General features: G+C 69.9%; 16 protein-coding genes. 7 read left to right on the top strand and 9 right to left on the bottom strand.

The annotated features are described in order from the left end of the window. Window positions 1–23 precede the first annotated feature (23 nt). Window positions 24–419 carry a DUF488 family protein gene (locus AB0C26_RS24310; RefSeq protein WP_360251581.1) on the bottom strand — a complete coding sequence of 132 codons (396 nt, stop codon included), beginning with the start codon at window positions 417–419 and terminating at the stop codon, window positions 24–26. A gap of 71 nt (window positions 420–490) precedes the next feature. On the opposite strand from AB0C26_RS24310, the gene AB0C26_RS24315 reads away from it, so the two are divergent. Further along, on the top strand, window positions 491–1,069 hold the full coding sequence (locus AB0C26_RS24315; RefSeq protein ID WP_360251584.1) for a WHG domain-containing protein: 579 nt from the start codon (window positions 491–493) through the stop codon (window positions 1,067–1,069). Continuing rightward, window positions 1,056–1,883: an alpha/beta hydrolase gene (locus tag AB0C26_RS24320; RefSeq protein ID WP_360251587.1), complete on the top strand. Its 828-nt coding sequence runs from the start codon at window positions 1,056–1,058 to the stop codon at window positions 1,881–1,883. The genes AB0C26_RS24315 and AB0C26_RS24320 overlap by 14 nt, the downstream gene beginning before the upstream one ends. Here AB0C26_RS24320 and AB0C26_RS24325 read toward each other — a convergent pair. From AB0C26_RS24325 to AB0C26_RS24340, 4 genes are all read right to left on the bottom strand, one after another. Next, entirely contained in the window at window positions 1,862–3,355 is a 1,494-nt protein-coding gene (locus tag AB0C26_RS24325; protein ID WP_360251590.1) for an amidohydrolase family protein, read from the bottom strand. The two genes, AB0C26_RS24320 and AB0C26_RS24325, sit on opposite strands and share 22 nt — an antisense overlap. A 118-nt stretch (window positions 3,356–3,473) precedes the next feature. Further along, a complete protein-coding gene (locus tag AB0C26_RS24330) occupies window positions 3,474–4,007 on the bottom strand; it encodes a molybdopterin-dependent oxidoreductase (protein WP_360251593.1) in 534 nt (177 codons plus the stop codon). Next, on the bottom strand, window positions 4,004–4,438 hold the full coding sequence (locus AB0C26_RS24335; protein ID WP_360251596.1) for a hypothetical protein: 435 nt from the start codon (window positions 4,436–4,438) through the stop codon (window positions 4,004–4,006). Before AB0C26_RS24335 ends, AB0C26_RS24330 begins: the two co-directional genes overlap by 4 nt. A 32-nt stretch (window positions 4,439–4,470) precedes the next feature. Continuing rightward, on the bottom strand, window positions 4,471–5,076 hold the full coding sequence (locus AB0C26_RS24340) for a biotin transporter BioY (RefSeq protein WP_360251599.1): 606 nt from the start codon (window positions 5,074–5,076) through the stop codon (window positions 4,471–4,473). 21 nt (window positions 5,077–5,097) lie between these two features. Here AB0C26_RS24340 and AB0C26_RS24345 point away from each other — a divergent pair, with 21 nt between their 5' ends. Further along, a complete protein-coding gene (locus AB0C26_RS24345) occupies window positions 5,098–5,523 on the top strand; it encodes a DUF6314 family protein (RefSeq protein WP_360251602.1) in 426 nt (141 codons plus the stop codon). Here the strand turns inward: AB0C26_RS24345 and AB0C26_RS24350 are convergent. After that, window positions 5,501–6,139, bottom strand: coding sequence for an SDR family NAD(P)-dependent oxidoreductase (locus AB0C26_RS24350; RefSeq protein ID WP_360251605.1), 639 nt, complete (start codon window positions 6,137–6,139; stop codon window positions 5,501–5,503). The genes AB0C26_RS24345 and AB0C26_RS24350 overlap by 23 nt on opposite strands. After that, window positions 6,136–7,182, bottom strand: coding sequence for an NAD(P)-dependent alcohol dehydrogenase (locus AB0C26_RS24355; protein ID WP_360251661.1), 1,047 nt, complete (start codon window positions 7,180–7,182; stop codon window positions 6,136–6,138). The genes AB0C26_RS24350 and AB0C26_RS24355 overlap by 4 nt, the downstream gene beginning before the upstream one ends. A 249-nt stretch (window positions 7,183–7,431) precedes the next feature. Here AB0C26_RS24355 and AB0C26_RS24360 point away from each other — a divergent pair, with 249 nt between their 5' ends. Then, window positions 7,432–8,295 carry a helix-turn-helix transcriptional regulator gene (locus AB0C26_RS24360; RefSeq protein WP_360251608.1) on the top strand — a complete coding sequence of 288 codons (864 nt, stop codon included), beginning with the start codon at window positions 7,432–7,434 and terminating at the stop codon, window positions 8,293–8,295. On the opposite strand, the gene AB0C26_RS24365 is transcribed toward AB0C26_RS24360, so the two are convergent. Then, the gene (locus AB0C26_RS24365; protein WP_360251611.1) at window positions 8,292–8,444 is read right to left on the bottom strand and encodes a hypothetical protein; all 153 of its coding nucleotides are present in this window, start codon (window positions 8,442–8,444) and stop codon (window positions 8,292–8,294) included. The two genes, AB0C26_RS24360 and AB0C26_RS24365, sit on opposite strands and share 4 nt — an antisense overlap. A gap of 397 nt (window positions 8,445–8,841) precedes the next feature. On the opposite strand from AB0C26_RS24365, the gene AB0C26_RS24370 reads away from it, so the two are divergent. Beyond that, the gene (locus AB0C26_RS24370; RefSeq protein WP_360251614.1) at window positions 8,842–9,354 is read left to right on the top strand and encodes a hypothetical protein; all 513 of its coding nucleotides are present in this window, start codon (window positions 8,842–8,844) and stop codon (window positions 9,352–9,354) included. A 108-nt stretch (window positions 9,355–9,462) separates the two neighbouring features. On the opposite strand, the gene AB0C26_RS24375 is transcribed toward AB0C26_RS24370, so the two are convergent. Then, on the bottom strand, window positions 9,463–9,828 hold the full coding sequence (locus AB0C26_RS24375) for a CPCC family cysteine-rich protein (protein WP_360251664.1): 366 nt from the start codon (window positions 9,826–9,828) through the stop codon (window positions 9,463–9,465). Window positions 9,829–10,060: 232 nt separating this feature from the next. Here AB0C26_RS24375 and AB0C26_RS24380 point away from each other — a divergent pair, with 232 nt between their 5' ends. Both AB0C26_RS24380 and AB0C26_RS24385 read left to right on the top strand, forming a co-directional pair. After that, entirely contained in the window at window positions 10,061–10,420 is a 360-nt protein-coding gene (locus AB0C26_RS24380; protein WP_360251617.1) for a VOC family protein, read from the top strand. Window positions 10,421–10,460: 40 nt separating this feature from the next. Then, on the top strand, window positions 10,461–10,757 hold the full coding sequence (locus AB0C26_RS24385; protein WP_360251620.1) for a hypothetical protein: 297 nt from the start codon (window positions 10,461–10,463) through the stop codon (window positions 10,755–10,757). Window positions 10,758–11,459: the final 702 nt, after the last annotated feature.

Genomic DNA, 11,459 nt, shown 5'->3' on the forward strand with positions numbered 1-11,459 from the left:
TGGGTTGACCTCATTCCATGTCATCACGTCTGCGCGCCGTCGCCGGGTCCCCGGCGAGAGACGTTTGCGACACCTATCACCTCGGCCAGCACGGCGGCCTCACTGATCGCGACGTCCTTGCTGGCCGTGAGCAGCAGAAGCGGCCGGCTCCGCGCGAGCTCACGCAGATGCGCCAGCGCCTCGGCCTGCTCGCCGCCACCGAGCTCCGCCTCGTAGCGCCGCCGGAACTCGGCGAACTTCTCCGGCGCGTGCCCATACCATTTGCGCAGCTCAGGGCTGGGCGCGACCGACTTGCACCACTCGTCGAGCGCGGCCCGGTCCTTGCTGACCCCCCGGGGCCAGAGCCGGTCGACGAGCACCCGCGCGGCCCCGTCATCGGTGGTCACGTCGTCGTAGATGCGCCCGGCCCGTGTCTTCATCGTTCCCATTCATACCTCGTTCGCTATCCTAGGGTTCCTAGGTTTGAAACAGGACCCCCAAGGATCACGTGATGCCACGGCAGGGCCTGACCACCGACCGTGTCGTCGCGGCGGCCGCCGAGATGGCCGACGCGATCGGTCTCGACCGGCTGACGGTGGCGGCGGTCGCCCGCCATTTCGGCGTGGCCGACGCCAGCCTGTACGGCCATGTCCGCAACCGGGAGGCGCTGCTGCACCAGGTCGCCGTCCGGGCCGCGGCCCTGTTCGCCGACCGCTTGTCGCTGGCGGTGGCGGGCCGTTCCGGCCGGGACGCCCTGGGCGGTTTCGCCGCCGCCTACCGGGCGTTCGCGGTGACCCACCCCGGCCAGTACGCGGCCACGAACCTCCAGCTGCCACCCGAGATCGGCCTGAACTCGCCGGGCCACCTGCGCCTGATCGACCTGAGCTACGCCACCCTGCGCGGCTACGGCTTGCCGGAGCCGGCCCTGACCGACGCGATCCGCCTGGTCCGCAGCACCCTGCACGGCTTCGCCACGCTCGAGGCGGCCGGCGGTTTCGGCCACCCCCGCGCCCTCGACACGTCGTTCACCAGCATCGTCACCGACCTGCACACCCTGCTTTCCGCGAAGGAAACCCATGACCGCGATTGACGTACGCTCGGCCGACGGCACCCGCTTGGCGGTCCGCCGCGAGGGCACCGGCGACCCGATAGTCCTGCTGCACGGCTCCGGCGGCGGCTTGCACAGCTGGGACCCCCGGATAGCCCACCTGGCCGACTCGTACGAGCTGTGGATCCCGGCCCGGCGCGGCTACGCCCCCAGCGACCTCCCCCCGGGCCGCAAGTCCTTCCAGCAGGAGGTTGCCGACGTAACGGCCGTCCTCGTCGCCGTAGCCCGCCCCGCCCACCTCGTCGGCGCCTCCTACGGCGCCACCCTGGCCCTGCACACCGCCGCCGCGCCGTTGTCGCCGGCCGGGCCGGCAACGCCGCCCGCGCTGCGCACGCTGACGGTGTTCGAGCCGCCGCTGTTCGCCTCCGGGCCACGGATCGCACCACTGCTCGACCGCTACCGGGACTGCTTCGACCGTGACGACCACGCCGGCATGTTCGCCGTGCTGAACGAGGTCACTCAGGTGCCGCGCCGAATCGCCGCCGCGTTCGGCCCGCCCACCCGCAACCCGGCCGCCGAACTCGGCTGGTTGCACGACCTCGAAGCACTCGCCGACGACAGCCCCGCCTTCGTGGCGAACCCGGCCATCCCCACCCTGATCCTGCAGGGCGCCGACACCTGGGACCCGATGCCGGCCACCATCGACGCCCTGGCCGCCGCGCTGCCCCACGCCCGCCGGGTCAGCTGGCCCGGCCAGTCGCATTTCGCCCCCAGCCTCGCCCCCGAGTTGATGGCGACGGCCCTTCGCGACTTCTTCGCCGATGGCGGCTCCGCTCAGCAGGGGCAGGGCTTATAGGCGACGGCGGCAGCCGGCCGGAGCGTTCTCACCTCCGTTTCGATGCCCGCGAGCATCCGGCGGCGGCGGGCGGGGTCGATGAGGGCGCCCCGGACGACGACGCTGTTGACGCGGGTCGTGTTGCGGATGTCGCGCAGCGGGTCGGCGTCGAGCAGGACCAGGTCGGCGACCGCGCCGGGGGCGACGACGCCCAGGTCTCGCCGGCCGAGGTAGCGGGCCGGGTTCAGCGTGGCGGCGGCCAGGGCCTGTATCGGCGTCAGGCCCGCGCGGACCAGCAGTTCGAGCTCGTCGTGGAGGCTGAAGCCCGGCATGAGGTACGTGGTGCCGAGGTCGGTGCCCGCCATCAGCGGCACCCCGGCCGCGGCCAGGTCGGCGGTGAGGCGCAGGCGCCGCCGGAAGATCTCCGCCGACTCGGCCACCCGGCGCGGGTCGCGGCCGGGCAGATAGAGGCTCTCCAGGGTCCAGTCCCAGTAGCCGATCATGTCGGCGCTGACGTAGCGGTAGCGCGGGTCGTGCCGGTCGATCGCCTCCGGCATGTCGTTGGTCTCGTGCAGCACCAGCGTCGGCGTGACGTAGGTGTCGTTGGCGGCGAGCCGGTGGAAGACCCGCGCGGCCCGGCGACGGTCGTAGGTGCGTGCCGCCGCGTACTCCAGCGGGTGCATCCGGTTGAACCACCCGTTGTAGTCGCCCGGCCCGATCGGCACGGCCGCCACGGCCCGGCGCAGCCGCTCCTCCTCGGACGACGTGTCGTACCACACGGTGAACAGATGCTCGACGGTCCGCAGGCCGCGATCGCTGGCCTCGGTGAGCGGCACCACGTCGGGCACGTGCCCGAGGAACGGCAGGCCGAGCATGCGGCACTCGCCGGCCACGGCCAGGAAAGACTCCCGCGACAACCGCGAGTACGTCTTGATGAACGCCGCCCCCGCCGCGTGCTCCCGCCGCACGGCGGCCCGCGCCTCGTCCGGGCCGGCGACCGCGATGTGCGTCCCGCCGTCGGGGTCCAGCCCGTCCCACAGCGACGGCGACCCGTCGACGATCCGGCTCCCGATCACCCATCGCGGACCCAGACGCTCGCCGTCGGCGATCTGCCGCCGCCAGATCCGCGCCTGCTGACCGCCCGACATCTGGCGTGTGGTCGTGACGCCGTTCACCACGTACAGCTCGGGGTCGGTGTCGTCGATCCCGGTGGCATGGCTGTGCATGTCGGCCAGGCCCGGAATGAGGAATTTCCCCCGGCCGTCGACGAGCGTGGCCCCGGTGGGCACCGGCACTCGCTCGGAGGGCGCCACGTCGAGGATGCGGTCACCCCGGACCAGCACGGTATGGCCGCGCCGCACACCCCCACGCGCGTCGATGACAGTCACGTTCTGCACGGCCAGCAACGCCCGGTTTCGGGCCTCGGCCGCCTGCGGCAGGCCCAGAGCCGCGACCCCGAGCGCCGTTCCGGTCAGAATCGTCCGCCGCTGCATCCTCGTCTCCTTCGGCCGGGCTGGTGTCGCGGTCCAGCCTTCCGGGTTCGGTGAGGAGGGGCACTGGTGCTAGGCCCCGTTCGCGGGTAGGGCTAGGCATACCCCGGACAAGCGCGGCTCAGCTGACCGGGAAGAAGGGCTGGATCGAGGTCACCCATTTGACCCACCAGAAACCGCGGCGGCTCGGGGCCGCGATCCGGGCCGGGAAGCCGTGCCCGTACGTCAGGGCCTGCCCGGCGACGGCCGTGACCGGCCAGATGTCGTCGAGGGTGCCGGCGCCGAACCAGCGCGAGAAACCGGTGATCGAGCGAACCTCGACACTGCGCCAGCCGCCCGCCGTGACGCCGGCCCTCTCCAGCAGAGCACGAAGTCGCACGCCTTCCCACTCCTGGATGCTGTACCAGCCCGCTGGTGCAGTCGAGGGTGGCCGTGAACCGTTCGAGGGGCTGGGCCAGGACGTCGGCGTAATCGAGGGTCGCCGATCCGATGGAAAGCCGCCACCGCGCCTGGTCGACGCGCTGGATGCCGTCGTTGATCCACGACGTGACTTCCAGGGAGTCGCGGGGACGGAACCGGTGAAGCGGCGGGAGGTCGCCGCCCACGTGTCCCAGGCCGCCGTCGCGACCGCGGCGCCCGCGCCCAGCGCGGTCAAGCGGAGCAGTGCCCTGCGGTCGAGGCCGGTGCGCCGGGGGCGTACCCAGTGACCGAAAAATGCGCCACGACCGTGAGCACCGCGCCGACCGCGGCGCCGACGTGGATCTGCATCAGGGTGAGCGGGCCGACGTGCTCGGCGCGGCCCGTGGAGTGCAGCAGGCCGCTGCCGATCGTCACCAGCGCGAACAACAGCAGGGCCAGCGACAGGGTCTTGGTGGGCCGCCGCTGCCGCGGGTTGCGCAGGCCGCGGCGGATCACCACGTACTTCCAGGGCGCCAGGAGCAGGATGGCCAGGGCCCCGGCGGCGTGCAACTGGATCAGGTCGAGCGGCCATCTCACGCCGATGGTGTCGGCCGCGATCCCGGTCAGCACGCCGGAGATCAGGAGCAGGCCGAGCACGAGGTCGACTCGCCGCCCGCCCTGTCTCATGTTCTTCTTCTACGCGCGCGAGGGCCGCGGGCTCACCGCGAAGCCGAAGAAGCGCCGGAGGAACGCGACAACTTCCAGACCGCCGGGAGCAGACCGGCCGCCAGGGCCGCCTTGATGGCGTCGCCGAGCAGGAACGGGGTCAGGCCCTGGCTGATGGTCTGGCTCAGGGTCAGGTCGGCCGCCACGGCCAGCCAGGCCATGCCGATGCCGTAGATCAGGACCTCGCCGGCGAGCATGGCCGGAACGGCGCGCCACACCGAGCGGTCCGCCCCGCGCTCGGCCAGCCAGCCGCAGAGGGTGGCGGCGGCGAGGAAGCCGACGATGTAGCCGAACGACGCCGTGGAGTAGCCGCTGCTGTGGTCGGAGAACCAGGGCACGCCGAGGACACCGGCCACCGCGTACAGGGCGATGGTGGCGGCCGCCCGGCGCATGCCGAACGCCGTGCCGACGAGCAGGACGCCCAGGGTCTGGCCGGTGATCGGAACCGGGGTGCCCGGAATGTGCACGGCGATCTGGGCCAGCACGCCGATCAGGCCGGCGCCGCCGGCGACCAGCGCGACGTCGCGGGCCAGCGTGCCGGGGACCAGGTCGGCCAGGACGAGCGGCCGGGGCCGGGTGAGCGCGACGGACTGCGTCATGAAAACCTCCGAGGGGTGACGGTGCCTGCAGATCATAGGGACGACTCGGTGGCGGCGTTCCTGCGCGGCCGCTGGCGGGTGCGGCGGCGCATCGTCGATCACCGGGCCGGCGTCGAGGGTTCCTTCGCGGGCGCGGCCGAGTTCGGCGACGATCTGTCATATCACGAGCAGGGCGAATTGACGTACGGTGACCATCGCGGCCCGGCCACGAGGTCGTTGCGCTACCACGACCGGGGCGGCCACCGCCTGGAGGTCACGTTCGCCGACGGCCGCCCGTTCTACCTGCTCGACCTCAGCGACGACGCCTGGTCGGCCGAGCATCCCTGCGCCGCCGACACCTACGTCGTGGCCGGCCGCGTCACCGGCCCGGACAGTTACACCGAGCATTGGCACGCGACCGGCCCGAACAAGGACTACGAACTGTTCACCTCGTATGAACGACTCTGAACTCGCCGCGCTCGCTGTGCATCCGCCACAGCTTGCCCGCGAGTTCCGCCGTCTCGTCCGGTTCGATCGCCCCGGGAATGATCAGCTGCCCGACGTGCACGCCTTCGGCGCCGAGGGTCTCATGGAGCATTTGGCCGTACGCCCCCTCGCCCGCGAAGGCGATCGACGTGCCCCCGACCTTCGGGTTGGGCCGGGCCCCGCTGCCGCCGTTGACGAACAGGATCGAGCCGCGGCCGCGCTCCCGCATCCCCGGCAGCACCTGGTTCACCGCGGTCATCGGGCCGGCCACCGAGAACTCGAAAGCCTCCCGGGCCTCCGCCACGGTCGTCTCCAGGACCGGTTTCAGGAATTGCCGCTGCGGCAGCGGGCTGTACTGCAACACCTCGATCGGCCCGAGGTCGTTCGCCGCCCGCTCCAGGGCCCAGGCCAGCTCTTCCGCGTTGAGCACGTCGGCCGCGTACCCCCGGGAATTGACGTCTTTGAGATCGGTCACGAGTTTGTCGAGCCGGTCCTGACGGCGGGCGAGGAGCGCGACACTGAATCCCTCGGCGCCGAAGCGGCGCGCGACGGCCGCGCCGAGCCCCTCCCCGGCGCCGACGATGGCGAGTGTGGTCATGCCTTGAGGGTGTCGATGTCGATGACGAAGCGGTAGCGGACATCGGACTTCAGGACCCGCTCGTACGCCTCGTTGACGTCGTCGGCGCCGATCAGCTCGATCTCCGGGGCGATCCCGTGCTCGGCGCAGAAGTCGAGCATCTCCTGGGTCTCGGCGATGGAGCCGATGCTGGAGCCGGCGAACGAACGACGGTTGTTGAACAGGCTGAACACCTGCACCGGCAGCGGCTCCGGCGGGGCGCCGACGCTGACCAGCGTGCCGCCGAGGCGCAGCAGGCCCAGGTGGGCGGCCATGTCGATCGGGGCGCTGACCGTGTTGACGATCAGGTCGAAGCTGTTGGCCAGGGTCTCGAAGGTGGCCGGGTCACCGGTCGCGTAGTAGCCCTTCGCCCCGAACGCGAGCCCGTCGTCCTTCTTGCTCAGCGTCTGCGACAGGACGGTGACGTCGGCGCCCATCGCGACGGCGATCTTCACCGCCATGTGGCCGAGGCCCCCGAGGCCGACCACGGCGACCTTCTTGCCGGGCCCCGCGTTCCAGTGCGCCAGCGGTGAGTACGTGGTGATGCCCGCGCACAGCAGCGGCGCCGCCTTCTCGTACGGGATCGACTCGGGCACGCGCAGCACGAAGTCCTCGTCCACCACGACGTGCGTCGAGTAACCGCCCTGGGTGATCGTGCCGTCGCGGTCGACGGCGGCGTACGTGCCGGTGTTGCCGTCGAGGCAGTACTGCTCCTGCCCGGCCTGGCAGTTCTCGCACTCCCGGCACGAGTTGACCATGCAGCCGACGCCGACCCGGTCGCCCTGGGCGTGCCGGGTGACCTCGGCGCCGGTGCCGGCGACGACGCCGACGATCTCGTGGCCGACGGTGAGCGGGTACGGCACCGGGCCCCACTCGCCGCGCACGGTGTGGATGTCCGAGTGGCAGATCCCGGCGTACCGGATCTCGATCAGAATGTCCTTCGGCCCCAGGTCGCGCCGCTCGACGGTGGTGCGCACCAGCGGCTCGGTGGCGGACGGGGCGGCGATGGCGTTGACGGTGAGGATGACGTACTCCTTCTGTTAGTTTGCTTTTGCAAGCAACATTGTCAGGGACGCGGCACGGCGTTCACAGCGCGCCGGTCGTCCCTGGCCTGATACCCCTCAGCGGCCCGCTCCAACGGCAGACCCAGGCCGAAGACGTCGCGTCCTCGCATGCTTCCAGGCAACCAGCCCCGAACCTTTCGCGGGAGTTCCTGCCGAAGGGTGTACCAGCAGTACATCCCACCGGCCCGCGCCGCGTCCTACCGTCGAAGGGTGAACAACCGAGTCGAAGTGCACGAGTTCCTCACCTCGCGCCGGGCGAAGATCACCCCGGAGCGGGCCGGGATCCCGGCCGCCGGCCAGCGGCGCGTGCCCGGCTTGCGGCGCAGCGAGGTGGCGGCGCTGGCCGGCATGAGCGTCGAGTACTACGCCAAGCTGGAACGCGGCGCCCTGGCCGGCGTCTCGGCCGGCGTGCTGGAGGCCATCGCCCGCGCCCTGCAACTCGACGACGCCGAGCGGGCCCACCTGCTGCACCTGGCCCAGGAGGCCAACGGCAGCGGCGCCCTGCTGCGCCCGAGCCGCCGCCCACGCCAGGCGGCCGTGCGCCCCAGCCTCCAGTGGTCGCTCGACACCATCACGGCCCCCGCGATCGTGGTGAACCACCGCGCCGATTTGATCGCCGCCAACCACCTGGGCAAAGCGATGCACAGCGACCTGTACGCGGACCCGGCCACCCCACCGAACTTCGCCCGCTTCACGTTCCTGGACAGCGCGGCCCGCCGCTTCTACCCCGACTGGAACCTGTTCGCCGACATGACGGTGGCCAACCTGCGCACCGCCGCCGGCGTCGACCCCCACGACAAGGCCATGCACGACCTGGTCGGCGAGCTCTCCACCCGAAGCGACGAGTTCCGCCGCCGCTGGGGCTCCCACAACGTCCGCCTGCACGGCACCGGCGTCAAACACTTCCACCACCACGTGGTGGGCGACCTCGACCTGGCCTACGAGACCATGGCCCTGGTGGCCGACCCCACCCTGCGCATGACCCTGTACGCCGCCGAGCCCGACTCCCCCACCGCCCACGCCCTCACACTGCTGGCGTCCTGGGCCGCCACCACGTCCCTGCAGCCCCGCTAGCCCTCAGTCACATCCGGCACGATCGCACTGTCATCGGACCGCCGAGTCCCGTCATCGGCCACTTCGGGATGCACCTCCCGCAGATGGTTCGTCATCTCGTCATCGGGCACGTCCCGCTTTTCCGGCGGGCACAGATTGCAGATCGCCATGCCTCCACTCTTGCCACCGCCGTCCCTTCCCAAACCGCATCAGCCACCCCGCGCGCGGAGAAGTCGGCGAAGTCTCTCCATTTCCACATATCAGGTTCGCGGAAAGCGGGTCGCCCTCCAGCCCCGCGCCGAGGACAATGCGAGGGTGGCATGGAACGATGTACCGGCTCAGATGGACAGTGACCTGAGGATCCGGCTTACTACGGTCGCCTGAATCCTCTGCGTCAGATTTTGCCGACCCGTGCAGACGAATTTGCCGGCAACAAACGAAGCCATCTGAGGGAATCATCACCGCTGACTTGATCAGCGCAGCCGGCCGTCACCTTCTACAGCGGCCCGGACACCAGTCGGGTTGCAACGATCAAACTGGCTCCACGTGTTACCCGGCCGACACAACATGAGCGGCCGGGACGACATTTCGGTGATTGTCGGACGGCGTATGGCGCCGGATAAATTCGATCTGATCGTTGCCGGCTACCGGGAGGACCTTCATCATCTCAATGGCCGGGCGTCGCACTTTCACGTAACTCCCGGCGCGGCCCTCCATGACGTCGATTTTCCACCAGGGCAGGACGAACTGATCACCAAAATCTCTCTGAATTTGGACATCGGCAGCGACTCCGTGGAGAAGGATGCCCTCGTGCTGGCATATGCCGCGCAGAAAGCACTTCAACTCTCCGGTCACCTCGTGGAGCGCAACGGGGCCTGGAAGATGCACACCGCCCGGGGCCGCAGGCGTCACGGGACAAACACATCACCACGACGATCCCGCAGCCGGGCGATCAGATCACCACCCGACTCCCCACAGGCCGCAACGGCGGACGGCCACCCGCGTTCAACCCGGCCGTTGACAAGCGCTGTAACCAGGTCGAACACGGCTTCAACCAGCGCAAGCACCGGCGCGGACTGACCACCCGCTACGACAAGTCGGGCGCCCGCTTCCCAGCCACCCTCGACCTCGTCGAAATGCTCGACTGGCTCCGCGCCCTACCCCGGCGGCCTTGCCCCAAGAGACACATCAAACCGCTTCGGATGGTGGCAGCTGCGGATGCATGACTCCACCTCCTCGTACGTATCGATTGCGCCCCTGGTCCAAACTCTCCGAACCGTTGGGACCGCCTCGGACGACGTGACTGTCGTGGTTGTCCTGGCCGTCGTCCTCCCATCCGCACTCGCCGCAGATTTCGTACACACCTCTCTCCGCCAAGGTCGCATGGCCGCAGCACGGGCAGGTGTAGGGAGCGCCTCGTCGGGGCCCGAACACGTTCTTCTGTGAGGTGTATGCCGCGAACCACTCTGTCCGTCGGCTGATCAGGTCGTCGTCGGACAGCGACGGATCGTCGTTCGGGCCACGAGTTACCGGGCGTTCTGACATGCCCCTCATCTTCCAGTCGAGCGAACGCCTTCCAGAAGTGGACCCGATAGCCGGATCTGCCGCTGAAAATACGTAACGGCCAGCAGGGCCGTCACGCACTGTGACGCCCCCTGAGTTTGCCGGTGCCCGCTCATGCCGAGAAGCGGACGTGCCGTACCGGCGGCGGCTTCTTCCTCCTGGGGCCGGCCTTGGGGGGATGCCAACACGGATGGACGATCCACTGGTTCGTTAAAGTGCCACCATGACGGTGCGTGGGATGCGGCGGATCATCGTGTCGGTGGCAGACCGGGAGCGGGCGCTCGCGCTCTATCGGGATGGCCTGGGACTGACGGAGAAGTACTCCACCAGTGAGATGGTGATGCTTGCCGTCCCGGGTTCCGACACGGAGGTTCTGCTGCACGAACGTCCGCCCACGCCGGGCTTGGCCGGTGTCGCCGTCAGCTTCCTCGTATCGGACGTTGACGCGGCCACCGCTGTGGCCGAGAAGGCTGGTGCCGAGGTCATCGATGCCCCGGCCGACCAACCCTGGGGTGAGCGGCAGTCAGTACTCACCGATCCGGACGGCCACGTCCTCTGCCTGGTGGCGCCAACACCGTCCTGAGTGGGTCGCCCGCGAGCTCCGCCGCTGGTTCGTCGACGCGGTGGCGGCAGGGAACACCCGCGGCGTCACAGACTTCCTGGGCGCCATCGAAGTCCGGTCCGGCAGCGTCACAGACTTCCTGGGCGCCATCGAAGTCCGGTACGGCAGCGAAGACCCCGACACACGCAACGTCGTGGAAGTTTCGTTCATGGAAGATTTGTTGGTACTGCCGGATGCCAATGAGCGGGCAGCCATCGACGTCTTGCACCGGTGGGCCGGACCGAGGACGCTCGCGGGCCTGATCGCGGCGCGCACATACCTGCACCCGCCCGGTGATGAGCCCCGTCCTGCGTCGTAGGAGACTCGCGGCACCGTCCCGCCTCATGCGCCATGAGCGCCCTCGTCTGCCGCTGATCGAGCGCAGTTTTGCGCTTGGCGGTGACGCTTCGTACGCCACGTGCCGGTCGGGTTGCTCGTAGCTTCGTACCCTCTTCATTGCCGGCCTGGCCGCGTCGGGATCAGCAGCCAGCGAGCGAAGCAGCTTGAGTCGCCGAGCTCGGTGTGCGACCGGGCGGTGACTCGATACGTCGTGGCTCGGGTAGTGATGATCAGCCCCGTGTCGGGCTCTCGGCTGGGTGTGCCGTGTTTGGTGGGAACGTCGCCAGCGTGGCGGGAGACATGCCACACCAAGGCGTGCAAAACTCGTGCGCTCTGGTCGACCGCAGCGGCGGGTTAGAGGGTTCGCGCGATCCTTTCGTAACCGGCGAAGAACTACCGCCCGCCGACAGCAGGAACGCAAGCCTCCTACCGGCACCCGCAGGCCCACCCACCAGCCCGCGCAACCGGCCTGGAATTGCCGCCCAGCCCCCCACCCAGCCGGCCCGCCCGACCGACGCACCCACCCGAACCCCAACGCGGCAGCGAACCCCACCCCACACCCAGGCGCAAGGTGACCACCCACCCCACGTACCACCAAGCAGCCCCCAACCCACGACTGGCCGGCACCGAAACCCCACGCAAGGTTGAGGGCCGGGTGTGGCCGACCCAGACGTCAAGCGCT

Origin of the sequence: Actinoplanes sp. NPDC048796, from assembly GCF_040650035.1 — a bacterium.
Classification (GTDB): Bacteria; Actinomycetota; Actinomycetes; order Mycobacteriales; family Micromonosporaceae; genus Actinoplanes.